Source organism: Streptomyces sp. NPDC093510 (assembly GCF_040683555.1).
Lineage (GTDB): Bacteria > Actinomycetota > Actinomycetes > Streptomycetales > Streptomycetaceae > Streptomyces.
The window spans coordinates 144,254-168,781 of the sequence record NZ_JBFBEE010000016.1 but is presented as its reverse complement, the minus strand read 5'-3'; the positions used below and the strand labels follow the sequence as shown (position 1 = coordinate 168,781).

Below are 24,528 nucleotides of genomic sequence, written 5' to 3'. Positions count from 1 at the left end.
CACCGCACTCACTGTGTTCACTTCCAGTGTGCGCGGTGCCCCGACGTTTCGTACAAAAGAAAAGCGTACGAAATTGCTACAGGTTGGGGTACAGCGGGTGCTTGTCGGCCAGAGCGGTCACCCGGGCCTTGAGGGCGTCCGCGTCGAAGCCGGGCTTGAGGGCCTCGGCGATGATGTCGGCGACCTCGCGGAAGTCGTCCTCCTGGAATCCGCGCGTGGCGAGCGCCGGGGTGCCGATCCGCAGGCCCGAGGTGACCATCGGGGGGCGCGGGTCGTTCGGGATCGCGTTGCGGTTGACCGTGATGCCGACCTCGTGCAGGCGGTCCTCGGCCTGCTGGCCGTCCAGCTCGGAGTTGCGCAGGTCGACCAGGACCAGGTGCACGTCCGTGCCGCCGGACAGGACGTCGACGCCGACGGCCTTCGCGTCCTCCTGCACCAGGCGCTCGGCCAGGATGCGGGCGCCGTCCAGGGTGCGCTGCTGGCGCTCCTTGAACTCCTCCGAGGCTGCGACCTTGAAGGAGACGGCCTTGGCCGCGATCACGTGCTCCAGCGGGCCGCCCTGGAAGCCGGGGAAGACCGCGGAGTTCAGCTTCTTCGCGAACTCCTTGTCGCGGGCCAGGATGACGCCGCCGCGCGGTCCGCCGAGCGTCTTGTGTGTGGTGGAGGTCACCACGTCCGCGAACGGTACCGGGTTCGGGTGCAGCCCCGCGGCGACGAGCCCGGCGAAGTGCGCCATGTCGACCCACAGCTTCGCGCCGACCTCGTCGGCGATGCGGCGGAACTCGGCGAAGTCCAGGTGGCGCGGGTAGGCGGACCAGCCCGCGATGATCACCTTCGGGTTGTTCTCCTTGGCCAGGCGCTCGACCTCGGCCATGTCGACCAGGCCGGCCTCGTCCACGTGGTAGGCGACCACGTTGAACTGCTTGCCGGAGAAGTTCAGGCGCATGCCGTGGGTGAGGTGGCCGCCGTGCGCCAGGTCGAGGCCGAGGATCGTGTCGCCGGGCTGGGCGATCGCGAAGAGGGCCGCCTGGTTGGCGGAGGCGCCGGAGTGCGGCTGGACGTTGGCGTACTCGGCGCCGAACAGGTCCTTGATGCGGTCGATCGCGATCTGCTCGGTCACGTCCACGTGCTCGCAGCCGCCGTAGTAACGGCGGCCGGGGTAGCCCTCGGCGTACTTGTTGGTGAGGACGGTGCCCTGGGCCTCCATGACGGCGACCGGAGCGAAGTTCTCCGAGGCGATCATTTCGAGGGTGGACTGCTGGCGGTGGAGCTCGGCGTCGACGGCGGCGGCGACGTCCGGGTCCAGCTCGTGGAGAGGGGTGTTCAGAAGCGACATCACACGATCCCTATCGGTATGGGTCAGCCGGCGGTGAAGGCGGTGTACTCATCGGCGGAGAGCAGGTCGTCCGGCTCGTCCGTGATGCGCACCTTGAACAGCCAACCGCCCTCGAACGGGGCGGAGTTGACCAGCGAAGGGTCGTCGACGACCTCCTGGTTGGCGGCGACGACCTCGCCGTTCACCGGGGAGTAGAGGTCGCTGACCGACTTCGTCGACTCCAGCTCGCCGCAGGACTCGCCCGCGATCAGCGTGTCACCGACCTCGGGCAGCTGGGCGAAGACGACGTCACCGAGCGCGTTGGCCGCGTGCTCCGTGATGCCGACCGTCGCCACACCGTCCTCGGTGGCCGACAGCCACTCGTGCTCCTTGCTGTAACGCAGCTGCTGGGGGTTGCTCATGACCTGAATTCTCCTGTACGCGGGTGGGTGCTGCGGAACGGGGAAGATGTGCGGGGGATCACTTCTGGCGCTTGTAGAACGGCAGCGCCACGACCTCGTACGGCTCGTGGGTGCCGCGGATGTCCACGCCGACCCCTTGGGTACCGGGGGCCGCGTGCTCCGCGTCCACGTACGCCATCGCGATCGGCTTGCCCAGCGTCGGGGACGGGGCGCCCGAGGTGACCTCGCCGATGACCTTGCCGTCGGCGACCACGGAGAAGCCCGCGCGCGGCACCCGGCGGCCCTCGGCGATCAGGCCGACCAGCTTGCGGGGCGGGGCGGTCTCGGCGCGCTCGGCGGCGGCGGCCAGGGCCGCGCGCCCCACGAAGGAGTCCGACTGCTCGTTCTGCCAGGTCTTCTCGAACTTGACCACCCGGCCGAGGCCCGCGTCGAACGGCGTAAGCCCGGCGGTCAGCTCGTGCCCGTACAGCGGCATGCCCGCCTCCAGGCGCAGCGTGTCGCGGCAGGAGAGGCCGGCCGGCACCATGCCGACGGGCGTGCCCGCCTCCATCAGCGCGTTCCACAGCTTCTCCGCGTCACCGGGGGAGACGAAGAGCTCGAAGCCGTCCTCGCCGGTGTAGCCCGTGCGGGCGATCAGCGCGGAGACGCCCGCGACGGTGCCGGGCAGGCCCGCGTAGTACTTCAGGTTGTCCAGGTCCGCGTCCGTGACTGACTTCAGGATGCGGGGGGACTCGGGACCCTGGACGGCGAGGAGCGCGTACGCCTCGCGGTCGTCGCGGACCTCGGCGTCGAACTCCTCGACGCGGTTGCTCAGCTCGTTGAGCACGTTCTGGGCGTTGGAGGCGTTGGCGACCACCATGTACTCGGGGGCCTCCGCCTCGCCGAGGCGGTACACGATCAGGTCGTCCAGGATGCCGCCGTCCTCGTCGACGATCATCGTGTAGCGGGCGCGGCCGACACCGATGGAGCCGATGTTGCCGACCAGCGAGAAGTTCAGGAAGTCGACGGCCTCCGGGCCTGTGACCGTGATCTCACCCATGTGCGACAGGTCGAAGAGACCGGCCTTGGTGCGCACGGCGTTGTGCTCGTCGCGCTCACTGGCGTACCGCAGCGGCATGTCCCAGCCCGCGAAGTCGGTCATGGTCGCGCCGAGCGATCGATGCACGGCATCGAGGGCGGTGAGACGGGGGGCAGTGCTCATGAAGGGAACTCCCAGGGCATGACGGGCGAGGTCGATCCTCCCCATCTGTCATCGGAACCTGAGAGGTTCGCCGGGAGTGTCTCGCTGTGCGAGACGTCCGGCTTGCACCTTGGGTGGGACCGCCGGGGGCGGCCCGCTTTTCAGATGTGCCTCGCCCGCGCGGTACGGGGCCTGAGAGATTCAAGGGAGGGACTTGCTCCTTCGGCGCCCCGGTGCGTCAAGCGACGGCCACCGGGAACTCTCCCGCGCGGATTCAAACGGCCGGTATGGAGTTGGCGGGCACATCATTGCACGCGACCCTGTCCAGGGGGACCCGTGGACGGTCACGGGCGCCACGGCCCCGGAATGCCCTTGTGCCGCATTACCTTCTCTTTACACTTGCTGGGGAAGCAGTACGTGACAGCTACGGGGAGGCCGATCACGGTGCGCAGCAGGACCAGTGTCTTTGCCACGACAACAGGGGTGGCGCTGCCCGAGCAGACCGTCGCCCCGGCCGCGGAGAGCTGCGGCCGGCTCCCCATAGCCGTCGTCCGCGACCTGCGGCACCGGGCCGGCCGCAGCCCGCACCGCCTCACCTTCGGCGAGGGCGACCTGGTCGTCGTCTCCGGGCTGCCCGGCGGCGGGAAGTCGACGCTGATGCGGCAGGCCGTCACCAGCCCGCGCATCGACTCCCAGGACACCCGCGACCGCTGGGCCCGCCGCATGCCTGCCCTGCTGCCCTACGCGGCCTACCGCCCCCTGGTCCGCCTCGCGCACTACGCGGGCCTGCGCCGCACCCTGCGCTCCGGCGCGAGCGTCGTCGTGCACGACTGCGGCACCCAGGCGTGGGTGCGCCGCTGGCTCGCCCGCGAGGCCGCCCGCCGCGGCACCGCCCTGCACCTGCTGCTCCTCGACGTCCCCGAGGACACGGCACTCCAGGGCCAGCGCGAGCGCGGCAGAGGCGTCTCCCGGTACGCGTTCACCCGGCACCGCAGGACGGTCGGCCGGCTTGTCGGCGCCACCGAGCGCGGCGACCTGCCGCGCGGCTGCCACTCCGCGGTGCTCCTCGACCGCGCGGCGGCACAGGTGCTGCGGATGATCGCCTTCGACCGCTGAGCCGGCCGGCGTTAGGGTTTCGAGCCGCAGGCAGAGCGGTCGCGAGCAGGGGTTGGACAGATGGACTTTCCGGCGCAGGCACATGCCCATCCGTACGGCGGATGGCCGGGCAACGAACTGGAGGAGGTCCTCGCGGCCTCGCTCGGCGGCGCACCCACGCCGTCGGCGGGCGCCCGGATCGTGGAGGTGCTCGGCCGCAGCCACGTCTGGATCCCGCTGCCGAACGGCGGCGGCCCCGACAGCGGCACCCTGGACCTGCCGACCCTGGAGATCGAGGGCCAGGCGTACGTCCCCGTCTTCAGCTCCGAGCAGCAGTTCCGCCAGGCCGTCGGCGACGCGGCCGACCGGATGGGCTGCACCGTGGCGCCCGCCGTCGAGTTCGCCAGGGGCCTGCCGCCGCAGCTGGGCATCGCGCTGAACCCGGACGGCACCGTCGGCGTCCCGCTGCCGCCGCCCGCCGTCGCCGAGCTCTGCCGGGCCGGCCGCACCCCGCTCGACGGACCCGCCACCGGAGGCCGCGTGCGCCTCTACGAACCGGACTGGCAGCACGATCCGGTGGACTTCCTGGCCGCCGCGGGCCGCGAGTTCGAGGCGACGGGCGTGGTGCTCACGGCGCGCCGCTGCCTGGCCGACATCGAGACGGACGACCCGTCCCTCTTCGTCGGCGTCGAGCTGTCCACCTGGGACGGAAACGCCCGCGAGCTCCCCATGGAGGCCCTCGGCCGCGCCCTCGGCCAGGTCCCGGCGCCGTGGCCGGTGAACCTCGTGCTGCTCGACGTGGCCCAGGACCCGGTGGGCGACTGGCTGCGCGCGCAGGTGCGGCCGTTCTACCACCGGATCGACGCTTAAGCTGGTTGCATTCTCCGGGTCCGTTCCTCGGGCCGTCGAGTTCGTCAAGAAGGAGCGGTTACGGGTGAGTGCGTCGGGCACGACCGGGCAGTTGGAGCAGTTGCTGCGCCAGGTGACGCCGGGGCGTTACGACGCGTACGAGGCACTGCTGCGCGCCCTCGCCGCCGACCAGGTGTGGATGCTGCTCTGGCACGGCCAGGCCGGGTCCCCCGACGCCCAGTACGGGAACATGGAGGTCGACGGCCTCGGCTACGCACCCTGTGTGAGCTCCGCCCAGGAGCTCTCCGCCAGTGGCTGGAACCGCAGCTACGAGGTGGTGCGCGGCATCGACATCGCCCGCACCCTCTACCCCGACCACTACGGCATCTGGCTCAACCCGCACGCGCCCGGCGGCGGCATCGGCGTCCCCTGGCTGGACCTGCGCCGTATCGCCACCGGCCTCGACCTGCTGCCCGCGGGCCCGCTCCGGCTCACCGAGCCGAGCATCGAAATCCCTCAGTTCTACGCCGTGTTGACGCAGAACGCGCACCGCACCCCCGTCGTGCGCTCGCTGCGCCGCGCCTGGGTGCAGCCCGCCCTCGGGGTGCCCTATCTGGCCATCGGACTCGATGTGTACGACACGTCGCCGCCGTCGGTCGACGCGGTGCGCACGATGATGCAGCAGTCCATCCCCGCCGTCCCGGAGGGCCTGCCCGTCTCGACCGTCGCGATGTCCGACGACTACGACCCGGTCGCCATGTGGCTGCGGGCCAACGCCCGTCCGTTCTACGACCGCGAGGCCCAGGCGGCCCCCGCTCAGGCCGGCGGTTACGGCTACCCCGCGCAGTACTGAGCGGCGCGAACCGGCCATCGAGCAGCCACGACAGGCGCGATGTCCGTTCTGATGCGGGTGGGGCCCTATAGGCTCCGGTGACGCCTTCCACCCCAACTGCCCCGTGTTCGCCCCTCGTTCACCCGCGTCCGCATAACGGAACACCTCGATCAGCATCACGGTTGCGCATCCTTTCCCCGTCAAGTCTGGTAACAGATCGCGACGTGGATGAAGACTCCCGCTCCAGGGGCCTTCGTCCCCTGTGTACGACGGACTGATCACGTCGCTACAGCGGCAAGTGCGGGCCGGTCACCACCGGTTGAGAGGGGTCCCTGCCACGATGACGGCACCATTGCATGACACACCTGCGGACGCGGACCCGACCGAGGACGTCGCCCCCGCAGTTGATGCAGGGGTGAAAAAGGTCGAGGGCCGGTCCCTCAAGCAGATCGCCTGGAACCGCCTGAAGCGGGACAAGGTCGCCCTGGCCGGCGGCATCACGGTGCTGTTCCTGGTGCTTGTCGCCATCTTCGCGCCCTTGATCGTGAGCCTGCTGGGCCATCCGCCCAACGACTTCCACCAGGAGGAGCTCGACGAGCTGACCAACCTCCCCAAGGGCGCGCTCGGTGGTGTCAGCGGTGACTTCCTCTTCGGCGTCGAGCCGAACAAGGGCCGCGACATCTTCAGCCGGATCGTCTACGGAGCACGCATCTCGCTGCTCGTGGCCTTCCTGGCGGCCGTGGTCGCCGTCGCCCTCGGCACGCTCTTCGGCATCATCGCCGGCTACTTCGGCGGCTGGGTCGACGCCCTGATCAGCCGTGTGATGGACGTACTGCTCTCGTTCCCGCAGCTGCTCTTCATCATCTCGCTGGTCTCGGTCCTGCCGGACGACCTGCTCGGTCTCACCGGCAGCGGGGTGCGCGTCGGCATCCTCGTGCTGGTCATCGGCTTCTTCGGCTGGCCCTACGTCGGCCGGATCGTGCGCGGTCAGACGCTCTCGCTCCGTGAGCGCGAGTACGTGGAGGCGGCCCGCAGCCTCGGCGGCGGACGGCGCCACATCCTGTTCCGCGAACTGCTGCCCAACCTGGTCGCCCCCATCACCGTCTACGCGACGCTGATGATCCCGACCAACATCCTCACGGAGGCGGCCCTGAGCTTCCTCGGCGCCGGTGTGAAGCCGCCGACGGCCTCCTGGGGCGGCATGCTGCGGGACGCGCTCGAGACGTACGAGCACGACCCGATGTTCATGGTCTTCCCGGGCGTCACGATCTTCATCACCGTGCTGGCCTTCAACCTCTTCGGCGACGGGCTGCGGGACGCGCTCGACCCGAAGGGGACGCGCTAGAAGCGCCCAACCGGCTTGCCCCTGCCGCATGTCAGGTGGCTTTAACCATGGTTCTCCGGCAGCACATGGCCAGGGACCGCGAATCTCGGAGGTTACGAGAAAATGCCCACAGTTTCCTCGAAACGACGGCTCACCAGCGGTGCGGCCCTCGTCGTCGCGGCGCTGGTGACCACCACGGCGTGCGGCGGCGGTGACGGTGGCGACGGCGACTCGAAGGGTGCCGGCTACAACGCCGCGCTCGACAAGGTGGCCAGCCCGTCGAAGAAGAAGGGGGGGACGCTGAAGATGGTCGGCAAGCAGGACCTCGACTCGGCCGACCCCCAGCGCGCCTACTACGGCATGTCCTGGGACTTCATGCGCTTCTACACCCGGCAGCTGGTGTCCTACGACACCAAGCCGGGCAAGGCGGGCACGAAGCTGGTCCCGGACCTCGCCACCTCCACCGCGAAGATCTCCGACGACGGCAAGACCTACACGTACAAGCTGCGTGACGGCCTCACCTGGGAGGACGGCTCCAAGCTGACCTCCAAGGACGTCAAGTACGGCATCGAGCGCTCCTGGGCGACGGACACCATCACCGGTGGCCCGGGGTACATCCGGCACGCGCTCGACCCGGACACGAAGTACAAGGGCCCCTACAAGGACAAGGGCGGCCTGAAGGCGATCGAGACGCCCGACGACCAGACCATCGTCTTCAAGCTCCCCAAGCGCAACGGTGACTTCGAGCAGTTCCTCGCCATGCCCACCGGTTCGCCGGTGAAGGAGGCCAAGGACACCAAGGCGAAGTACACCGCGCGCCCGTTCTCCTCGGGCCCGTACAAGTTCGAGTCGTACAAGTCCGGCAAGAAGATCGTGCTGGTCCGCAACACGGCCTGGAAGAAGTCCTCGGACCCGATCCGCGCCGCGCTGCCCGACAAGATCGACGTGACGATCTCCGCCAACCTGGAGGAGAACGACAAGAAGCTGATGGAGGGCGACTACGACGTCGACCTCAACGGCACGGGCATGACCCAGTCCGGCCGCGTCACCGCCGTCTCGGACCACCGTGGCAACGTCGACAACATGCACACGTCCTTCGTGCGCTACGTCGCTCTGATCCACACGGCGAAGCCCTTCGACAACGTCCACTGCCGCAAGGCCGTCTTCTACGGCACGGACTTCGCGAGCCTGCAGCAGACCCGCGGCGGCAAGGTCGCGGCCGGTGACATCGCCAACAGCACCTTCCCCGAGGCGATCCCCGGCCACAGCGACTACGACCCGTACGGCGTCCTTGCGCGCAAGGGCAAGCCGGACGCGGCCAAGGCCAAGGACGAGCTGAAGAAGTGCAACAAGCCGAACGGCTTCAGTGCCAAGCTGACCGCCCGCAACAACAACCCGGGTGAGGTCGACGCCGCCGAGGCGCTCCAGGCCCAGCTGAAGAAGGTCGGCATCGACGTCAGCGTCGAGTCCCTCGACGGCGCCGACTCCGCCAGCATCACCGGCTCGCCGTCCGTCGTGAAGAAGCGCGGCTACAGCATGCAGATGAGCGGCTGGGGCCCGGACTTCCCGTCCGGCCAGGGCTACGCGCAGCCGCTGTTCGACAGCCGCTTCCTGATCGAGAACGGCAACTACAACGAGTCGCAGATCAAGGACAAGAAGATCGACGCGCTCTTCGACAAGGCGATCGCGGAGACCGACCCGGCCAAGGCCGGCGAGATCTACAAGCAGCTCGACAAGCGGATCCTCGACAACGCCGACTGGATGCCCTTCCTCTACGAGAAGAACATCACCTGGCGCGGATCGCGGCTGACCAACGCCTACATGTCCGACGCCTACAACGGCCGGTACGACTACGTCTCGCTCGGTGTCGTCAAGTAACAGGCGCCGTTTGAAACACAGTTGACCGTTCCACCGCCGCCGAATCCCGCCAGTCCGAAGGGCAGGTGATGGCCCCGGGCGGTGGCCGGGGCCCCTCACAAGGGGGTCCCGGCCACCGCCGGGCCGCGCACAGTGCTTGCTTATCTCATCCGGCGCCTGATCGCCGTCATCATCATGGTGCTGGTCGTACTGCTCGCGACCTTCACCATCTTCTTCATGCTGCCCAAGTGGGCGGGACAGGACATCGCCGTCCTCTTCGCCGGCAAGGCGTCGGGTGCCGAGCAGCTCGAAGGCATCCGCGTCAAACTGGGCCTCAACGATCCCTTGCTGGTCCAGTTCTGGGACTTCATCAAGGGCATCCCGATGGGCCGCGACTACGTCAACGGCAGTGACGTCACGCACTGCCCGGCCCCCTGCTTCGGCTACTCCTTCCGCACCGAGGCGCCGGTGTGGGACACCCTCAAGGACGCCCTGCCCGTCACCGGCGCGCTCGCCGCGGGCGCCTGTGTCCTGTGGCTGGCCGGCGGCGTCATCACCGGCGTGATCTCCGCGCTGCGCCGGGGCACCATCTGGGACCGCGCCGCGATGACCACCGCGCTCGCCGGTGTCTCCCTGCCCGTCTTCTTCACCGGCATGATCGCGATGGGCATCTTCGTCCACGAACTCGGCTGGGTGAAGATCGCGGACAGCCTCAGCACCGACGACTCGATCGACGTCTGGCTCCAGACGATGATCCTGCCGTGGATCGTCCTCGCCTTCCTCAACGCCGCGATGTACGCCCGCCTCACCAGAGCCACCATGCTCGAAGTGCTCGGCGAGGACTACATCCGCACCGCACGCGCCAAGGGGCTCGGCGAGCCCACCGTCATCCGCAAGCACGCGCTGCGCTCCGCGATGACCCCGATCCTCACCGTCTTCGGACTCGACCTCGGCGTCCTGATGGGCGGCGCCGTGCTCACCGAGTCCACGTTCAATCTGCCGGGGCTCGGCCTCGAAGCGGTCAAGGCCATCAGCAGCAAGGACCTGCCCGTCATCCTGGGCGTCACCCTGTGCGCGGCGCTCGCGATCGCCGTGGCCAACCTCGTCGTCGACCTTCTGTACGCCGTCATCGACCCGCGAGTGAGGCTGGGATGACCGAACTGTCCAAGAGCGGAGCCGCGGTGGGTGAGCCCGTCACCGGCTCGCCCGCTCCCTCCGCCTTCCTCGAGGTGCGCGACCTCAAGGTGCACTTCCCGACCGACGACGGCCTGGTCAGGTCCGTCGACGGGCTCAGCTTCCAGCTGGAGAAGGGCAAGACCCTCGGCATCGTGGGCGAGTCCGGCTCCGGCAAGTCGGTCACCTCGCTGGGCATCCTCGGCCTGCACACCGCCGGCCAGTACGGCGCCCGCAAGGCACGGATCTCCGGTGAGATCTGGCTGGACGGCAAGGAGCTGTTGTCCGCCCCGCCGGACGAGGTGCGCAAGCTACGCGGCCGCGAGATGGCGATGATCTTCCAGGACCCGCTCTCCGCGCTGCACCCGTACTACTCCATCGGCAAGCAGATCACCGAGGCGTACCGGGTCCACAACGACGTCGACAAGAAGGCCGCCCGCAAGCGGGCGATCGAGATGCTCGACCGCGTGGGCATTCCGCAGCCGGACAAGCGGGTGGACTCCTACCCGCACGAGTTCTCCGGCGGTATGCGCCAGCGCGCGATGATCGCGATGGCGCTGGTCAACAACCCCGAGCTGCTCATCGCCGACGAGCCGACCACCGCTCTGGACGTGACCGTCCAGGCGCAGATCCTCGACCTCATCCGGGATCTGCAGAAGGAGTTCGGCTCCGCCGTCATCATGATCACGCACGACTTGGGCGTGGTCGCCGAGATGGCGGACGAGCTCCTGGTCATGTATGGCGGCCGGTGCGTCGAGCGCGGCCCCGCGGAGAAGGTCTTCTACGAACCCCAGCACCCCTACACCTGGGGGCTGTTGGGTTCGATGCCCCGCATCGACCGCGAGCAGACCGAGCGGCTCATCCCGGTCAAGGGCTCCCCGCCCAGCCTGATCAACCTGCCGGGCGGCTGCGCCTTCAACCCGCGCTGCCCCTACGCGGACATCCCCAAGGATCAGATCACCCGCCGCGAGCGCCCCGAACTGCGCGAGGTGGCCGCCGGACACCACTCCGCCTGCCACATGTCGCAGGACGAGCGCACCCGGATCTGGACCGAAGAGATTGCGCCGAAGCTGTGAACGATGACGCGAAGAGCCAGGACGTGAAGGGCCAGGAGATGACGATCCCGGCGCAGGCGAAGGGCTCGGCCGAGCCGCTGCTCAAGGTCGACGGCCTGGTGAAGCACTTCCCCATCAAGAAGGGGCTGCTCCAGCGCCAGGTGGCGGCGGTGCAGGCCGTCGACGGCCTCTCCTTCGACGTACGCCCCGGTGAAACGCTCGGCGTGGTCGGCGAGTCCGGCTGCGGCAAGTCGACGATGGGCCGGCTGATCACCCGGCTGCTCGAACCGACCGGCGGCCGCGTCGAGTTCGAGGGCACGGACATCACGCATCTGAACACCGCCCGGATGCGCCCGCTCCGCCGCGACGTCCAGATGATCTTCCAGGACCCGTACTCGTCGCTGAATCCGCGGCACACCATCGGCACGATCGTCGGCGCGCCCTTCAAGCTCCAGGGCGTCAAGCCCGAGGGCGGCGTGAAGAAGACCGTGCAGGAGATGCTGGAGCGGGTCGGGCTCAGCCCGGAGCACTACAACCGCTACCCGCACGAGTTCTCCGGCGGCCAGCGCCAGCGCATCGGCATCGCGCGGGCCCTGGCCCTGCGGCCCAAGCTGGTCGTGGCGGACGAGCCGGTCTCGGCCCTGGACGTCTCCATCCAGGCCCAGGTGGTCAACCTCCTGGACGACCTCCAGGACGAGCTCGGCCTCACGTACGTGATCATCGCGCACGACCTTTCGGTCATCCGGCACGTCTCGGACCGCATCGCGGTGATGTACCTCGGCAAGATCGTTGAGCTGGCGGACCGCAACGACCTCTACTCCACGCCGATGCACCCGTACACCAAGGCGCTGCTCTCCGCGGTCCCGGTGCCCGACCCCAAGCGGCGCGGCGTCAAGAGCGAGCGCATCCTGCTCCGCGGCGACGTCCCCTCGCCGATCGACCCGCCCAGCGGCTGCCGCTTCCACACGCGGTGCTGGAAGGCGACGGAGATCTGCAAGACGAAGGAGCCGCCGCTGACCGCGCTCGCCACCGGGCACCAGGTGGCGTGCCACCACCCGGAGAACGCGGAGGACCAGGCGCCGCAGGACACCAAGCTCCTCGCGGCGGCCAAGGAGGCGATCGAGGTGGTCTCGGTGGCGACCAAGGCGGACGAGACGGCGGCCGCCTCGGAGAAGTCCGCGGAGAAGCCGGCGGAGAAGGCGGCGGAGAAGCCCGCGGAGAAGCCCGCGAAGGTTTCGGGCAAGCAGGACTCGGCCGAGAAGTAGCGGTTACGGGGAGGGAGGGCGTGCGGGAGGCCGCGCGCCCTCCCTCCGCCGTGTGTCACTCCTCGGGTCCGGCAGGGAGGCCGGTCGGGCCGCAGTCAGGACACGGGTAAGAATGGCGCGTGCTCCAGGATCTGTTCACCCCCTCCGTCCAGCACGCGCTCGACATCGTGGGGATCTTCGTCTTCGCGATCTCCGGCGCGCTGCTCGCCGTGCGCAAGAACTTCGACGTCTTCGGCATCGCCGTCCTCGCCGAAGTCACCGCGCTGGGCGGAGGCCTCTTCCGAGACCTGGTCATCGGGGCGGTCCCGCCGGCCGCCTTCACCGACCTCGGCTACTTCATCACGCCGCTGTTCGCGGCCGCGCTGGTCTTCTTCCTGCACCCGGAGGTGGAGCGCACCCAGCTCGCGGTGAACGTCTTCGACGCGGCGGGCCTCGGCCTGTTCTGCGTGGCGGGCACGACCAAGGCGTACGACTACGGCCTCGGGCTCACCGCGTCGGCGACCCTGGGTCTGATGACGGCGGTGGGCGGCGGCGTGCTGCGCGACATCGTCGCCAACGAGGTGCCCTCGCTGGTCCGCTGGGACCGCGACCTGTACGCGGTGCCCGCCATCGTGGGCGCCACGATGGTCGCCCTGTGCATCCACTTCGAGCAGCTGACGGGGTTCACCAGCGGCCTCGCCGCCGTGACCGCGTTCACTCTGCGGCTGCTCGCGATCCGCTACCACTGGCGGGCACCGCGCGCCTGGAACCGCCGGTCCACGGCGATGGAGGCGGAGGTGGAGGAGACGCCGTGAAGCGCTCCGAGACCATGAAAAAAGGCGCTCCGAGACCGTGAAGCGCTCCGACGCCGGGCAGCGCCCGAGAAAAGCTACCGCTCAGTAGTTACATGTTGTACGTTGCTGCCATGGCAACGGCAGCATCCCTTCCCGCATCGGTGCCCGCACGCATCGGCGACAGCGAGTTCGACCGCGACACGGCGGTCACCCGCCGCGAGCCCGGCGTCTACGACACCGAGCTCTCCGCCGGCTGGACGATCATCAGCGCCGTCAACGGCGGTTATCTCCTCGCCGTCATAGGCCGCGCGCTCGCGGACGCCCTGCCGCACGCCGACCCCTTCACCATCTCGGCGCACTACCTCACCGCGTCGAGCCCCGGCCCCGCCGTGATCCGCACCGACGTGGTGCGCGGCGGCAGGTCGCTCTCCACCGGGCAGGCGTCCCTCTTCCAGTACGACGAGGAGGGCCGCGAGGTCGAGCGCATCCGCGTGCTCGCCTCGTACGGAGACCTCGACGCGCTCCCCGACGACGTCCGCACGACGGCCGAGCCGCCCGCCATTCCGCCGCTCGACCAGTGCTTCGGCGCGCAGGACGCGCCGGACCACCGCCCGGTGCCCGGCAGTTCGGCCATCGCCGACCGCCTCTTCCTCAAGCTCGACCCCGCCACGCTCGGCTGGGCGCTCGGGCAGCCGTCCGGCAAGGGCGAGATGCGGGCCTGGTTCGGGCTCGCCGACGGCCGCGACGCGGACCCGCTGTCCCTGCTGCTCGCCGTCGACGCGCTGCCGCCGACCGCCTTCGAGATGGGCCTCACCGGCTGGGTCCCGACCGTGGAGCTGACGGTCCACGTCCGCCACCGCCCCGCCCCCGGCCCGCTGCGCGTCGCGATCACCACGCGGAACCTGGCGGGCGGCTTCCTGGAGGAGGACGCCGAGGTCTGGGACAGCGAGGACCGTCTGGTGGCCCAGTCGCGCCAGCTGGCACGGGCCCGGCTGAGCTAGTTCCCGGAGAGGAACCTCGTCAGCTCGCCGGTGAGTTCGGCGGGCGCGTCCTCCTGGACGAGATGCCCCGCGCCCTCGATCAGGCGCAGCTCGGCGCCGGGGACGAGCTTCGCGAGCTCCTCGCCCTTGGCCGCGGGAATCCAGGTGTCCTGGGCGCCCCAGCAGATCAGTACGGGCAGCCGCAGCTCGCCGTACCGGCCCTGGATCTCGTCGGTGAACCGCTGGCCGTTCTGCTCGATCTGCCGGTAGAAGGCGGCTTGCCCCTCTGCCGTGCACCAGGGCTCGACGAGCCGGTCGAGCACGGCCGGACGCAGTCCGCGCCGGCTGGCCGATCCGACGTACTCGCGGACCAGTGCCCGGTGCAGCTCGGGCGGCAGCTGGGCGAACACGTCGGCGTTGGCGCCAAGGAGTCGGTACGTGGGGGAGCCCCAGGGGGCGAGCGCTACCGGGTCGACGAGGGCGAGACGTTCGTAACGGGCGCCGTGCAGCAGGTGTGCGCGCAGGGCGACGCAGCCGCCGAAGTCGTGCGCCACGACGGCCGGCCGGTCCAGGCCCCAGTGGCCGAGGAGTTCGGTGAGGACCCGGCCCTGCGCGGCGAGCGACACGTCCTGCCCGGCCCGCATCTCCGAGGCGCCGTACCCCGGCAGGTCCCACACGTACACGCGGTGGCCGCCGGAGAGCGCGCGGGCGATGCCGCGCCAGACGTACGACGAGAACGGCGTGCCGTGGACGAGGACGACGGGCGGGGCGTCGGCGGGGCCGAGGGCCGCCCAGCGGACGGTGCCGGTGGAGCTTTCGAAGGTCTGGTCGAGTGTCCAGGGGTCACGGTCCGGGGTGGCTGTCATGACCGTAAGGCTAGTAGCTCCTTACGGGGGAGTCGAGGGGTGTGTCAGCGGGGTGTGTCAGCGGGGTGTGTCAGCGGTCGTCGCGCCAGTGGCGGCGGCCCAGGCCCACCAGGCGCAGCTGCCGTCGGGCGACGTCGGCCGCCTGAGCCTCCGCCGCCGTCCCGGGTCCTGCGTCCAGGAACGCCGACGCGGTCATGACCATGTGGTCGACGTACATTCCGGCCAGCATCAGGAGATCGTCCTCGGTCCACTCCGACGTCGGCGCCTCCTGGGTGAACTGCTCCGCCACCTCCCGCGCGAACAGGGAGAGTTGGGCCCCGATCGCGTCCCGCACCGCCCGTACGCCGCCGTGCCGCTCGCGGGCGATGAAGCGGACGTGCGCGGGGTGCGTTCGGACGTAACCCGCTATCAGCTCGACCGTGCCCGCGATGCGTTCCTCGCCGTCGCCGGTGGCCGCCAGCATCGCGGTGAGCGTGGTGTGCAGGCTGCCGAACGCCTCCTCGACCAGGGCCACGCCCAGGTCGGCGGTGTCGCGGAAGTGCCGGTAGAAGGCGGTGGGCGCGACGCCCACGGCGCGCGTGACCTCGCGCAGGCCCAGGCTGCTGAGGCTCTGCTCGTCGAGCAGCTGGAGCGCCGCGTCGAGGAGTGCCTGCCGGGTCTTCTGCTTCTGGGCCTGCCGGACGCCGAGAGTGTGACTCATGCCATGCAGTTAACAACTGTTCTCCGAGTTTTGAAAGCCGGACACGGAGTACTCTGTAAGTCAGTGAACAGTTGTTACCACAAGCGTTCACCGAACCGAGAGGGATCACATGCTGTTCGTCGTCGCCGCTCTCATGCTGCTGGGTGTCGCCATGGGTTCCGTGGCGCACGCCCCGCTTCCGGTCACCCTCGTCGCCGCCGCCGTCATCGGCGTGTGGCTCGCGGTCTTCGCCCTTCGTGAGCGCCACGCGCGGCACCGCTGAGCCATCGCCCGGCGCCGCACACCCGCTCCGTACGACACCTCCACCTGTCAGGAGTCGCACCATGGACAGCACCGCAACCCGCACCCGCCCCGAGAACACGGCCCCGGCCCGCGCCGAGGAGCAGGCCCGCATCGAGGCCGAGGCCCGCGCCGAGGCCGAGGCCCGCGCCGAGGAGCCCCGCCCCACCGGGCGCCGGGACACCGAAGGCATGGCTGTGGCCTCCTTCGTCCTCGGACTGCTCGGACTGCTCGTCCTGAACCTCGTCCTCGGGCCCATCGCGATCGTCCTCGCGAGCATCGCCCTGTGGCGCGGCACCCCCCGCAGGGGTCGCGCGCTGCTCGGACTCGGGCTCGGCGTGGCCGACCTCGTCGTCCTCGCCGCGCTCGTCTCGATGGACGACACCGTGTCCTGGGGTATCGCAGGCTGATACCGCCGGGGCGGAGGGCGCCGCACGGCTCGTAGAATCGTGCGCACCATGGCCTACCTCGACCACGCAGCGACCACTCCGATGCTCCCGGAGGCGATCGCGGCGATGACCGCGCAGATCGCCGTCACCGGCAACGCCTCCTCGCTGCACGCGGCGGGGCGCCGAGCGCGACGCACCGTCGAGGAGGCCCGCGAGACGCTCGCCGAGTCACTCGGCGCCCGCCCCAGCGAGACCGTCTTCACCTCCGGCGGCACCGAGGCCGACAACCTCGCCGTGAAGGGCCTGTACTGGGCCCGCCGCGACGCGGAACCGGGCCGCACCCGCGTCCTGTCCAGCCCCGTCGAGCACCACGCCGTCCTCGACGCCGTGCACTGGCTCGGCGAACACGAGGGCGCCACCGTCGAGTACCTGCCCGTCGACCGGCACGGCCGCGTCCACCCCGACGCGCTGCGCGAGGCCATCGAGCGCGACCCCGACGACGTCGCCCTGGCCACCGTCATGTGGGCCAACAACGAGATCGGCACCATCCAGCCGATCCGCGAACTGGCCGATGTCGCCCAGGAGTTCGGCATCCCGCTGCACGCCGACGCCGTCCAGGCCTACGGTCAGATCCCCGTCGACTTCGCCGCCTCCGGGCTCGCCGCGATGACCGTTTCCAGTCACAAGATCGGCGGGCCCTACGGCATCGGCGCGCTGCTCCTCGGCCGCGAGTACAGCCCCGTGCCCGTCCTGCACGGCGGCGGCCAGGAGCGGCACGTGCGCTCGGGGACGCTGGACGTGCCCGCCATCGCCGCGTTCGCCGTCGCGGGCGAGCACGCCGCCGCGCACCGCGAGCGGTTCGCCGCCGGGATCGGGGCGCTCCGCGACGACCTGGTGACCGCCGTCCGCTCCGAGGTCCCCGAGGCGATCCTCGGCGGCGACCCCTCCCCGGCGGGCCGGCTGCCCGCCAACGCGCACTTCACCTTCCCCGGCTGCGAGGGCGACTCCCTCCTGCTGCTCCTGGACGCACAGGGCATCGAGTGCTCCACCGGCTCCGCCTGCACGGCCGGCATCGCCCAGCCCAGCCACGTCCTGCTCGCCACCGGCACCGACCCCGACCTGGCCCGCGGCACCCTGCGCTTCTCGCTCGGCCATACGTCGACGAAGGCGGACGTCGACGCGGTGGCGGCGGCGATCGGCCCGGCGGTGGAGCGGGCGCGGACGGCGGGACTCAGCTAGCCCTTCTTCTCCGTCTCCGGTTTCTCCGTCTCCGGTTTCTCCGTCTCCGGTCTCTCCGTCTTCGGCCTCTCCGGTCTGTCCCGCTCGGCCCGCACCAGGCGCAGATACCGGTCCCAGTCCCAGTGCGGGCCCGGGTCCGTGTGGTCCGTGCCCGGCACCTCCACGTGGCCCACGATGTGCTCGCGGTCCACCGGGATGTCGTACCGCCTGCAGATCCCGGCGGTGAGCCGCGCCGACGCCGCGTACATCGGTGCGGTGAACGACGACTTCTTGTCGACGAAGCCCTCGTGCTCGATGCCGATGCTGCGTTCGTTGTAGCTCTTGTTGCCCGCGTGGAACGCCACGTCCAGCTCGCGGATCATCTGCGCGATGTGCCCGTCCTTGCGGACCACGTAGTGCGCGGCGGCGCCGTGCCCCGGGTCCTTGAAGACGCGCAGCGCCGTCTGGTACCCGCCCTGGACGACGTGGATGACGACGCGGTCGATGCCGTAGTCGTCGGGGCGGTCCGCGCGGCGCCAGTTGTAGTCCGAGGCGGCTATCCACTGCACGCCCGGGGTGTCGACCTCACCCTCCTTGCGCTTCTTGACCACGCCGGGCAGCCGCCACCACAGCCTGCCGAGCTCGTCCCCGGCGAGCACGGCGGTGCCGACGGCCGCCGCGGCGCCGCCGATCAGCAGGGTGCGCCGGTTGATTCCCCGGCGCCCCGGCTTCTCCTGCTCTGCGTCCCCCATATGATCGTCAACGCTTACTCAGGGGCGTCCGGTTCCCATCGCCCCGTACCCTGTTAGAGCTATGACTTTGACCGAGACCCCGCAGCCTCAGACCTCGCAGCGTTCCCAGCGCCCCCTCCGCGTCCTGGCCGCCATGTCCGGAGGCGTGGACTCCGCCGTCGCCGCCGCCCGCGCCGCCGAGGCCGGGCACGACGTGACCGGAGTGCACCTCGCGCTCTCGGCGAACCCGCAGTCGTTCCGCACGGGCGCGCGGGGCTGCTGCACCATCGAGGACTCGCGCGACGCCCGCCGCGCCGCCGACGTCATCGGCATCCCGTTCTACGTGTGGGACCTCGCCGAGCGGTTCCGCGAGGACGTGGTCGAGGACTTCATCGCCGAGTACGAGGCGGGCCGCACCCCCAACCCGTGCCTGCGCTGCAACGAGAAGATCAAGTTCGCCGCGCTCCTCGACAAGGCGCTCGCCCTCGGCTTCGACGCGGTCGTCACCGGCCACTACGCGAAGGTGATCGTCCGCGAGGACGGCACGCGCGAGCTGCACCGCGCCTCGGACATGGCCAAGGACCAGAGCTACGTCCTGGGGGTCCTGGACGACCGCCAGCTCGCCCACGCGATGTTCCCCCTGGGTGACACGGTCACCACGAAGGAGGAGATCCGGGCGGAAGCCGAGGAGCGCGGCCTCGCCGTCGCCAAGAAGCCCGACAGCCACGACATCTGCTTCATCGCCGACGGCGACACCCAGGGCTTCCTCGCCTCCCGCCTCGGCAAGGCGGAGGGCGACATCGTGGACGAGTCCGGGGAGGTCCTCGGCACCCACGAAGGGGCGTTCGGCTACACCATCGGCCAGCGCAAGGGCCTCCGCATCGGCACCCCGGCCCCCGACGGCAAGCCGCGCTACGTCCTGGACATCTCCCCGGTGAACAACACGGTGACGGTCGGCCCGGCCGCGGCCCTGGACGTGACGGCCCTGACCGCCATCAAGCCCCGCTGGTGCGGCGTGGCCCCCTCCGGAGCGGGCACCTACACGGCGCAGCTGCGGGCCCACGGCGACGAGACCCCGGTCACCGCCGAGCTGATCGAAGGCTCGGAGCTACGGGTCACCTTCGACGAGCCCGTACGCGGCGTCGCCCCCGGCCAGGCCGTCGTGCTCTACGACGGCACACGCGTGGTCGGCTCGGCGACGATCGCCACTACGGAACGGGCGACGGCGGGCGTCTAAGGGGTCCGCCGCCGCAGGCTCCGTATCAGAGCCTCCAGCGCGGTCCGGTCCGCCGTCAGCACGTCGGCCGGGCTTTCGCTCTCGCGCAGAGCGACGCGGTCACTGCCGGTGGCGGCGACTTCGACGCAGTTGTTGCCCGAAGCCTCGGAGAACGATGACTTGATCCACTTCAACTCGGGCAAAACCAATACCCCTTACAGATCTCTGGCGATTTCGCGGATGGCGTCCCTCGACTCCTGGGGAGTCAACGCTACCTGTTCGACCGCGTCCAAGCGCTTGCGGAAGTTGGCCAGTTGCGTCGGGGAATCGAAGAACACGGCGCCGATCGGTGAATCCACCTGAACCGTGTCCAGGTGAGGGCTGGAGGCGGCGGCGTACAGCACAGAGTCTCCGGCCATGGGGAATGCGCCAACACGAAACGGGATCACCAGAAGCGTTACGTTGTCACGCTCGCTCTCTTCCAGGAGGCGGTTGAGCTGAGCTTTGGCCACACTCGGACCGCCGACCTGCATTCGGAGAGCCGATTCGTGGATCATGCCCAGGTACTGCACGGGTGGGTTCTTCGTGATCACGGTGTGGCGTCCCTGGCGTTGGGCGATGCGTAGTTCGACCTCAAGGCGGGGCATTGCCGGGATGAACAGGTCGAACAGGGCGCGCGCGTGCTCCTCGATCTGGAACATGCCGGGGAGGTGCGCGGTCTGCAGGGTGCGTAGGGACGTCGCGTGATGCTCCAACTCGGCGACATCCAGGAAGTCCGGGGGAATCTTGCCCCGGTACTCGTCCCACCAGCCGGTGCTCCTGCCGCCGGTCATGCTGGCCAAGGTGTCGACCAGCGTCGGGTCGTCGCACTCGTAGATGCTGGCGAGGCGACGCAATCGCTGCTCGCTGATGCCGAAACGGCCTGCCTCCATGTTGGAGATCGTGGTTCGGTCGGTTCCGAGGAGCTCCGCCGCCCTGGGGGCGGACTGCCCGGCCGCTTCTCGGAGCCTGCGCAGTTCGGCGCCGAAGCGACGTTGGCGCACTGTCGGGGTCGGCCGTGGTGCCATGCATTTTCTCCTTGTTCGCGCTCATAGTGCCGACCACGGGCATGGGCGTCCACCCGTTCGCGTTTTTCAACTCGTTGAAGTGAATCCGGTCTCACGGGTTGTAAGCCGTGCTCTATGGTGTGACTCAGGCCACTGCCCGGGCCCCGCGCCCAGCGGAAGCGCACTGATGTCCGCGCATCGGCAGGCACACCGCCCCGTGCGGCGCCCGGCACCCGTGGCTGACGTTCACGTCCCCGCTCCCAGGAGCGCCCCGCACCAATGGAGGTGCCGCGTGAGTTCACCCCTCGACGTGCAGCCCGAGGATTCCTCCTCCGAACCTGCTCCCGACCCCCTTCCCTTCACCGCCCCCTGGGCGTACGAGCTCCACTTCCCCTGCGACCCCCGCAGCCCGGGCATCGCCCGCCTCACCCTCCGCGCGGTCCTCGCGGCGCACCACCTCGCCGAACTCGCCGACCGTGCGGAGCTGTTGACCACGGAGCTCGCGACCAACTCCGTGCGGCACACCAAGGGCCCCGCCTCCGTGCGCCTGCACTGGCTCTGCCCCGTACTGCGGATCAGCGTGTGGGACATGAGCCCGGACCTGCCCTCGCTCGCCCCGCCCCCGCCGGTGGGCGTTCACGCGGACAGCGGCCGGGGCCTGGTGATCCTCGACACCGTGGCCGACCGCTGGGGCGGGTGCGCCATAGGAGAGGAGCCCTACGGGCCGGGCGGCAAGACCATGTGGTTCGAACTGAACCTCCGTCAGGCCCCACCGCCCGCCCTCGTGGCCTGATCGGCACGGCGGCCCGTAGGCGGCCAGGGGAGATGTCAGACCCTCTCGCGGCGGCCTCCGGGCTGTGGCCCCACACCGCCTAGCGGTACGCCGACGTCGTCCACGGACGCCTCGACGGTCAGTAAAGTAAGCATGGTGTGACCGAAGTTGATGGCCAGTCAACGCGTCGGAAGCCGCCGCGCTGGACGACCTGGGAAGCGCCCTGGTGGCATGCGGGCGTTTCAGGGAGGCGATCGACGCCCACAGCGCCGCGTTCGAGCTCTGCCACGAGATCGACGACCAGTACGGCATGGCCGGCGGGATGGGTCTTCTCGGCCATGCCCTCGACACGGCGCATCGATACGAGGAGGCCGCGCGCTTTTACGGCACAGCCGTGAACCTCTCTACCGTGCGCTCGGCGACCAGCGGAGGGAGGCGACAGTGCTGGGAGGGCTCGGCGGCGCCCTCAGGAAAGTCGGGTCGCCACGGCGAGGCATTCGCCGCCTACACCGCAGGCCTCGACCTTTGCCGTGAGATCGGTGACCGGCTGGGTGAGGCCGAGGCGCTCAACCGGCTCGGGCACGCCTCCATGGCGGTGCGGCGGACCGATGAAGCCGTGGACACCCACAAGATCTGCCGGGAGCGGGGCGAAGGGCGGCTGGAGGCAATGGCGTTGGGGAGCTTCGGCGAAGCACTGGTGAAAGTGTGCAGGCTCCAGGAGGCGGTTGACGCCTACACGGCGGCCGCCAGCCGCTGCCGTGCACTCGGTGACCGGAGCGGTGAGAGCAGGGCGATGAGCGGCCTCAGGCATGCGCAGGAGGCCGTTGCGGCATCAGCGAACGGGGGTGACACACCGACGCCGCCCCGGTAGGGGCGGGTTCGCAGATGCTCGGGCCACGCGGTGTGTCGTCGATGCGCCTGTTGCACACTGCTGCGTCGCAGCGGATCAGTCCCTGGGAGCCGGGGACAATCCGGCCGGTCGCCGGTCGCCGGTCGCCGGTCGCCGGTCGCCGGTCACCACGCATGGTCGGGACCGTCGGGCGGCAGGAGCTGCCGCAACGGCTCCGAGGGCGGGCGGTCCACTCGCGCGGGTAGCCGAGCGAAACCTCGTCGAAACGCACGCCGTCGTGCCACGTCGTGAGGGGGGTGTGCAGATGGCCGTAGACAACGGCATCGGACCCGAACCTCCGGTGCCAGTCCGCCTTCTGCGTGGTGCCGCATCGCTGGGGCGATCGGTCGGCAGTGCCGGGTCGCAGGCCGCGAGCCTGGCCTCAGTGACGGCAAGCCGGGAGCGGCACCACGCCTCTCTGCTCAGGTACGGATCAGGGTGCAGCAGGTGCTCGTCCGAGCAGACGAAGCCAGCCTCGTGGGCGATGACCAGCTCCTCCTGCACCGTCGGGGCGCTGGGCGGGCGAGACGAGTAGTCGTAGAACAGGAACAGCGGAGCGATCACGACGCCTTCATCTGGGCGGCAAGATGATCCGAAAGAAGGGCCCTAGGCCGACGTGAACTTCGCGCTGGTGAGCGGCGCCTGGTACGTCCACCCCAGCGACTCGTACAGGGCGCGTCCCTCGGGCGTGCCCGCGAGGACCGCCGTGCGGGCGCCTTCGGCTGCCGCCGCGTGCTGGAGCGTGCGCATCACCAGACCGCCGAGCCCCCTGCGCCGGTGGGCGGGGGCCGTCTCGACCTGATCGACGACCGCGGTCGCCCCGGTCGGCGCGATCTGCCCGCGTGCCGCGAGGGCGCCGTCGGGCGCGGTGACCAGTACCCGCGTGACCCCGCCGAGGGCCCAGGTGCGCAGCCGGTAGCCCTCCGGCGGCGGCGCGGGCCTCGGCGCGTCCGGCGTCAGCGGCAGCGACATCAGGCACCCCGGCTCCGGATCGGTCCACCAGCGGGGGCCCAGCCACGCGCGTACCACCTCCGGGTCCGCGAACGCCTTGAGCCAGACGCCGCCCCCGGTCACCTGCTCGGCCACCTTGCGGACGGCGTTCTCCTCGACGTCGTCGCCCACCGCCCCGAGGACGTGCCGGGTGACGTGGTCGAGATGGCCCACGTCGATGGTCCAGCCCCACGGCTCGGTGAGCGGCGGCGCGGCCCCGCGGGACACCACCCAGCCCTCCACCCAGGCCCGCACGAGGTCGTTCATGCCATCCCCCTGTAATAGTTGGTAGTCGTTAGAGACTATTACGCTATTGCGGAGACCACAACGGGGCCGAGCCGATCCTGGGTCGGTCAGGCGACGCGGAGCACGATCTTGCCCTGGGTGCGGCCCTGTTCGCCGCGCGCGTGGGCCTTCGCCGCGTCCTCCAGGGGGACGACCGTGTCGATCTCGACGCGGAGCTTCCCCTCGTCGATCAGGCGGGAGACCTCCAGGAGGCCCAGGCGGTCCGGCTCGACGATCGTCCAGCCGGTGTGCACGCCGAGCTCCGCCGCCCGTGCCGGGTCGGGGAGGCCGCCCGGGTCGGGCAGCGTCACCAGGTGGCCGCCGGGGCGGATGATCTCCAGGGAGCGCGCCCCGTACTCGCCGCCCACGCCGTCGAGGACCACGTCCACGTCGCTCACCGCCTCGGTGAAGTCCACGCGCGTGTAGTCGACGACCTCGTCCGCGCCGAGGCCGCGCAGGAAGTCGTGCTTCTCCTCGCGGGCCGTTCCGATCACGTACGCCCCTCGCGCCTTGGCGATCTGCACGGCCAGGTGGCCCACGCCGCCCGCCGCCGCGTGGATCAGCACCCGCTGTCCGGCGCGCAGTCCGGCCGTCTCGACCAGGCCCTGCCATGCGGTGAGCGCGGCGAGCGGCAGCGCGGCCGCCTCGATGTGGGTGATCCCCGCGGGCTTGGGGGCGAAGCGCCGGGCGGGCGCCGCCACGAACTCGGCGTAGCCGCCGGTCTGTTCGGGGAAGCGGGGCATGCCGAACACCGCGTCGCCGGGCTGGTAGAGGGTTACTCCGGGGCCCACTTCCTCGACGACGCCCGATACGTCGTAGCCGAGGATCGGGGTGTCGCCCCAGGTGCCGAAGGCGCCCTCCGCGCGGGTCTTCCAGTCGACCGGGTTGACGCCCGCCGCGTGCACCCGGACCAGGATCTCGGTCAGTCCCGGCTCGGGGCGGTCCACCTCCACGGGGACGAGGTTCTCGGGGGCGCCCCAGGCGCGGGGGCTGACGGCACGCATCTTCATGGTCTTCCGCTTTCTTC

26 protein-coding genes, 1 pseudogene and 1 riboswitch are annotated in these 24,528 nt (G+C 70.3%); of the genes and pseudogenes, 16 read left to right on the top strand and 11 right to left on the bottom strand.

Annotation, left to right across the window (positions count from 1 at the left end):
* Positions 1-76 precede the first annotated feature (76 nt).
* From glyA to gcvT, 3 genes are read right to left on the bottom strand one after another with little or no spacing between them, the layout of a single operon-like run.
* The gene (gene glyA, locus AB0N81_RS26140; RefSeq protein ID WP_365362339.1) at positions 77-1,336 is read right to left on the bottom strand and encodes a serine hydroxymethyltransferase; all 1,260 of its coding nucleotides are present in this window, start codon (positions 1,334-1,336) and stop codon (positions 77-79) included.
* A gap of 23 nt (positions 1,337-1,359) precedes the next feature.
* Entirely contained in the window at positions 1,360-1,737 is a 378-nt protein-coding gene (gene gcvH / locus AB0N81_RS26135) for a glycine cleavage system protein GcvH (RefSeq protein WP_365362337.1), read from the bottom strand.
* Between the two features lie 58 nt (positions 1,738-1,795).
* Positions 1,796-2,938: a glycine cleavage system aminomethyltransferase GcvT gene (gene gcvT, locus AB0N81_RS26130; RefSeq protein WP_365362335.1), complete on the bottom strand. Its 1,143-nt coding sequence runs from the start codon at positions 2,936-2,938 to the stop codon at positions 1,796-1,798.
* A 150-nt stretch (positions 2,939-3,088) separates the two neighbouring features.
* A riboswitch (glycine riboswitch) is annotated at positions 3,089-3,194 on the bottom strand.
* A gap of 161 nt (positions 3,195-3,355) precedes the next feature.
* Between gcvT and AB0N81_RS26125 the strand changes: the two genes are divergently transcribed.
* The 10 genes from AB0N81_RS26125 to AB0N81_RS26080 all read left to right on the top strand — a co-directional run bounded on the left by AB0N81_RS26125 (position 3,356) and on the right by AB0N81_RS26080 (position 14,141).
* Positions 3,356-4,033, top strand: a complete 678-nt coding sequence (locus AB0N81_RS26125; protein ID WP_365362434.1) for an AAA family ATPase — start codon at positions 3,356-3,358, stop codon at positions 4,031-4,033.
* A gap of 60 nt (positions 4,034-4,093) precedes the next feature.
* Positions 4,094-4,882: an enhanced serine sensitivity protein SseB gene (locus AB0N81_RS26120; protein WP_365362333.1), complete on the top strand. Its 789-nt coding sequence runs from the start codon at positions 4,094-4,096 to the stop codon at positions 4,880-4,882.
* A gap of 64 nt (positions 4,883-4,946) precedes the next feature.
* Complete coding sequence (locus AB0N81_RS26115) at positions 4,947-5,714, top strand: enhanced serine sensitivity protein SseB C-terminal domain-containing protein (protein WP_365362331.1); 768 nt, start codon at positions 4,947-4,949, stop codon at positions 5,712-5,714.
* A 319-nt stretch (positions 5,715-6,033) separates the two neighbouring features.
* Positions 6,034-7,038 (top strand): ABC transporter permease, encoded by a 1,005-nt coding sequence (locus tag AB0N81_RS26110; RefSeq protein ID WP_365362329.1) that lies wholly within the window; start codon positions 6,034-6,036, stop codon positions 7,036-7,038.
* A gap of 102 nt (positions 7,039-7,140) precedes the next feature.
* Positions 7,141-8,895 (top strand): ABC transporter substrate-binding protein, encoded by a 1,755-nt coding sequence (locus tag AB0N81_RS26105; RefSeq protein ID WP_365362327.1) that lies wholly within the window; start codon positions 7,141-7,143, stop codon positions 8,893-8,895.
* A 132-nt stretch (positions 8,896-9,027) separates the two neighbouring features.
* Complete coding sequence (locus tag AB0N81_RS26100) at positions 9,028-10,029, top strand: ABC transporter permease (protein ID WP_365362325.1); 1,002 nt, start codon at positions 9,028-9,030, stop codon at positions 10,027-10,029.
* The gene (locus AB0N81_RS26095; protein WP_365362323.1) at positions 10,026-11,123 is read left to right on the top strand and encodes an ABC transporter ATP-binding protein; all 1,098 of its coding nucleotides are present in this window, start codon (positions 10,026-10,028) and stop codon (positions 11,121-11,123) included. Before AB0N81_RS26100 ends, AB0N81_RS26095 begins: the two co-directional genes overlap by 4 nt.
* A gap of 38 nt (positions 11,124-11,161) precedes the next feature.
* Positions 11,162-12,367, top strand: a complete 1,206-nt coding sequence (locus AB0N81_RS26090; RefSeq protein WP_365362432.1) for a dipeptide ABC transporter ATP-binding protein — start codon at positions 11,162-11,164, stop codon at positions 12,365-12,367.
* Positions 12,368-12,486: 119 nt separating this feature from the next.
* Positions 12,487-13,161 carry a trimeric intracellular cation channel family protein gene (locus AB0N81_RS26085; RefSeq protein ID WP_365362321.1) on the top strand — a complete coding sequence of 225 codons (675 nt, stop codon included), beginning with the start codon at positions 12,487-12,489 and terminating at the stop codon, positions 13,159-13,161.
* Between the two features lie 110 nt (positions 13,162-13,271).
* A complete protein-coding gene (locus AB0N81_RS26080) occupies positions 13,272-14,141 on the top strand; it encodes a thioesterase family protein (protein ID WP_365362319.1) in 870 nt (289 codons plus the stop codon).
* Here the strand turns inward: AB0N81_RS26080 and AB0N81_RS26075 are convergent.
* Positions 14,138-14,986 (bottom strand): alpha/beta fold hydrolase, encoded by an 849-nt coding sequence (locus AB0N81_RS26075; protein WP_365362317.1) that lies wholly within the window; start codon positions 14,984-14,986, stop codon positions 14,138-14,140. The genes AB0N81_RS26080 and AB0N81_RS26075 overlap by 4 nt on opposite strands.
* A 70-nt stretch (positions 14,987-15,056) precedes the next feature.
* On the bottom strand, positions 15,057-15,686 hold the full coding sequence (locus AB0N81_RS26070; protein ID WP_365362315.1) for a TetR family transcriptional regulator: 630 nt from the start codon (positions 15,684-15,686) through the stop codon (positions 15,057-15,059).
* A 109-nt stretch (positions 15,687-15,795) separates the two neighbouring features.
* On the opposite strand from AB0N81_RS26070, the gene AB0N81_RS26065 reads away from it, so the two are divergent.
* From AB0N81_RS26065 to AB0N81_RS26055, 3 genes are all read left to right on the top strand, one after another.
* Positions 15,796-15,948 carry a hypothetical protein gene (locus tag AB0N81_RS26065; protein ID WP_365362313.1) on the top strand — a complete coding sequence of 51 codons (153 nt, stop codon included), beginning with the start codon at positions 15,796-15,798 and terminating at the stop codon, positions 15,946-15,948.
* Positions 15,949-16,156: 208 nt separating this feature from the next.
* Positions 16,157-16,375: a DUF4190 domain-containing protein gene (locus tag AB0N81_RS26060; protein ID WP_365362430.1), complete on the top strand. Its 219-nt coding sequence runs from the start codon at positions 16,157-16,159 to the stop codon at positions 16,373-16,375.
* A 48-nt stretch (positions 16,376-16,423) separates the two neighbouring features.
* On the top strand, positions 16,424-17,593 hold the full coding sequence (locus AB0N81_RS26055) for a cysteine desulfurase family protein (protein ID WP_365362311.1): 1,170 nt from the start codon (positions 16,424-16,426) through the stop codon (positions 17,591-17,593).
* Here the strand turns inward: AB0N81_RS26055 and AB0N81_RS26050 are convergent.
* A complete protein-coding gene (locus AB0N81_RS26050; RefSeq protein ID WP_365362309.1) occupies positions 17,590-18,324 on the bottom strand; it encodes an N-acetylmuramoyl-L-alanine amidase in 735 nt (244 codons plus the stop codon). The two genes, AB0N81_RS26055 and AB0N81_RS26050, sit on opposite strands and share 4 nt — an antisense overlap.
* 61 nt (positions 18,325-18,385) lie before the next feature.
* On the opposite strand from AB0N81_RS26050, the gene mnmA reads away from it, so the two are divergent.
* The gene (gene mnmA, locus AB0N81_RS26045) at positions 18,386-19,540 is read left to right on the top strand and encodes a tRNA 2-thiouridine(34) synthase MnmA (RefSeq protein WP_365362307.1); all 1,155 of its coding nucleotides are present in this window, start codon (positions 18,386-18,388) and stop codon (positions 19,538-19,540) included.
* Here the strand turns inward: mnmA and AB0N81_RS26040 are convergent.
* Both AB0N81_RS26040 and AB0N81_RS26035 read right to left on the bottom strand, forming a co-directional pair.
* On the bottom strand, positions 19,537-19,722 hold the full coding sequence (locus AB0N81_RS26040) for a DUF397 domain-containing protein (RefSeq protein WP_365362305.1): 186 nt from the start codon (positions 19,720-19,722) through the stop codon (positions 19,537-19,539). The two genes, mnmA and AB0N81_RS26040, sit on opposite strands and share 4 nt — an antisense overlap.
* A 12-nt stretch (positions 19,723-19,734) precedes the next feature.
* Positions 19,735-20,586 carry a helix-turn-helix transcriptional regulator gene (locus AB0N81_RS26035; protein WP_365362303.1) on the bottom strand — a complete coding sequence of 284 codons (852 nt, stop codon included), beginning with the start codon at positions 20,584-20,586 and terminating at the stop codon, positions 19,735-19,737.
* Between the two features lie 271 nt (positions 20,587-20,857).
* On the opposite strand from AB0N81_RS26035, the gene AB0N81_RS26030 reads away from it, so the two are divergent.
* Both AB0N81_RS26030 and AB0N81_RS26025 read left to right on the top strand, forming a co-directional pair.
* Positions 20,858-21,358 carry an ATP-binding protein gene (locus tag AB0N81_RS26030; RefSeq protein WP_365362301.1) on the top strand — a complete coding sequence of 167 codons (501 nt, stop codon included), beginning with the start codon at positions 20,858-20,860 and terminating at the stop codon, positions 21,356-21,358.
* A gap of 181 nt (positions 21,359-21,539) precedes the next feature.
* On the top strand, positions 21,540-22,208 hold the full coding sequence (locus tag AB0N81_RS26025) for a hypothetical protein (RefSeq protein WP_365362428.1): 669 nt from the start codon (positions 21,540-21,542) through the stop codon (positions 22,206-22,208).
* Between the two features lie 208 nt (positions 22,209-22,416).
* Here AB0N81_RS26025 and AB0N81_RS26020 read toward each other — a convergent pair.
* The 3 genes and pseudogenes from AB0N81_RS26020 to AB0N81_RS26010 form a co-directional block, all read right to left on the bottom strand.
* Positions 22,417-22,793 (bottom strand): annotated as a pseudogene (locus tag AB0N81_RS26020) (metallophosphoesterase); the annotation flags it as partial.
* 39 nt (positions 22,794-22,832) lie between these two features.
* On the bottom strand, positions 22,833-23,483 hold the full coding sequence (locus AB0N81_RS26015) for a GNAT family N-acetyltransferase (protein ID WP_365362299.1): 651 nt from the start codon (positions 23,481-23,483) through the stop codon (positions 22,833-22,835).
* Between the two features lie 86 nt (positions 23,484-23,569).
* On the bottom strand, positions 23,570-24,505 hold the full coding sequence (locus AB0N81_RS26010; protein WP_365362427.1) for an NADP-dependent oxidoreductase: 936 nt from the start codon (positions 24,503-24,505) through the stop codon (positions 23,570-23,572).
* Positions 24,506-24,528: the final 23 nt, after the last annotated feature.

What these genes read in the sequence shown, in the direction of transcription:
- glyA (WP_365362339.1), bottom strand. Translation starts at nt 1,336, where the DNA reads ATGTCGCTTCTGAACACCCCTCTCCACGAGCTGGACCCGGACGTCGCC.
- gcvH (WP_365362337.1), bottom strand. Translation starts at nt 1,737, where the DNA reads ATGAGCAACCCCCAGCAGCTGCGTTACAGCAAGGAGCACGAGTGGCTG.
- gcvT (WP_365362335.1), bottom strand. Translation starts at nt 2,938, where the DNA reads ATGAGCACTGCCCCCCGTCTCACCGCCCTCGATGCCGTGCATCGATCG.
- AB0N81_RS26120 (WP_365362333.1), top strand. Translation starts at nt 4,094, where the DNA reads ATGGACTTTCCGGCGCAGGCACATGCCCATCCGTACGGCGGATGGCCG.
- AB0N81_RS26110 (WP_365362329.1), top strand. Translation starts at nt 6,034, where the DNA reads ATGACGGCACCATTGCATGACACACCTGCGGACGCGGACCCGACCGAG.
- AB0N81_RS26105 (WP_365362327.1), top strand. Translation starts at nt 7,141, where the DNA reads ATGCCCACAGTTTCCTCGAAACGACGGCTCACCAGCGGTGCGGCCCTC.
- AB0N81_RS26095 (WP_365362323.1), top strand. Translation starts at nt 10,026, where the DNA reads ATGACCGAACTGTCCAAGAGCGGAGCCGCGGTGGGTGAGCCCGTCACC.
- AB0N81_RS26090 (WP_365362432.1), top strand. Translation starts at nt 11,162, where the DNA reads ATGACGATCCCGGCGCAGGCGAAGGGCTCGGCCGAGCCGCTGCTCAAG.
- AB0N81_RS26080 (WP_365362319.1), top strand. Translation starts at nt 13,272, where the DNA reads ATGGCAACGGCAGCATCCCTTCCCGCATCGGTGCCCGCACGCATCGGC.
- AB0N81_RS26075 (WP_365362317.1), bottom strand. Translation starts at nt 14,986, where the DNA reads ATGACAGCCACCCCGGACCGTGACCCCTGGACACTCGACCAGACCTTC.
- AB0N81_RS26070 (WP_365362315.1), bottom strand. Translation starts at nt 15,686, where the DNA reads ATGAGTCACACTCTCGGCGTCCGGCAGGCCCAGAAGCAGAAGACCCGG.
- AB0N81_RS26065 (WP_365362313.1), top strand. Translation starts at nt 15,796, where the DNA reads ATGCTGTTCGTCGTCGCCGCTCTCATGCTGCTGGGTGTCGCCATGGGT.
- AB0N81_RS26060 (WP_365362430.1), top strand. Translation starts at nt 16,157, where the DNA reads ATGGCTGTGGCCTCCTTCGTCCTCGGACTGCTCGGACTGCTCGTCCTG.
- AB0N81_RS26055 (WP_365362311.1), top strand. Translation starts at nt 16,424, where the DNA reads ATGGCCTACCTCGACCACGCAGCGACCACTCCGATGCTCCCGGAGGCG.
- AB0N81_RS26050 (WP_365362309.1), bottom strand. Translation starts at nt 18,324, where the DNA reads ATGGGGGACGCAGAGCAGGAGAAGCCGGGGCGCCGGGGAATCAACCGG.
- mnmA (WP_365362307.1), top strand. Translation starts at nt 18,386, where the DNA reads ATGACTTTGACCGAGACCCCGCAGCCTCAGACCTCGCAGCGTTCCCAG.
- AB0N81_RS26035 (WP_365362303.1), bottom strand. Translation starts at nt 20,586, where the DNA reads ATGGCACCACGGCCGACCCCGACAGTGCGCCAACGTCGCTTCGGCGCC.
- AB0N81_RS26015 (WP_365362299.1), bottom strand. Translation starts at nt 23,483, where the DNA reads ATGAACGACCTCGTGCGGGCCTGGGTGGAGGGCTGGGTGGTGTCCCGC.
- AB0N81_RS26010 (WP_365362427.1), bottom strand. Translation starts at nt 24,505, where the DNA reads ATGCGTGCCGTCAGCCCCCGCGCCTGGGGCGCCCCCGAGAACCTCGTC.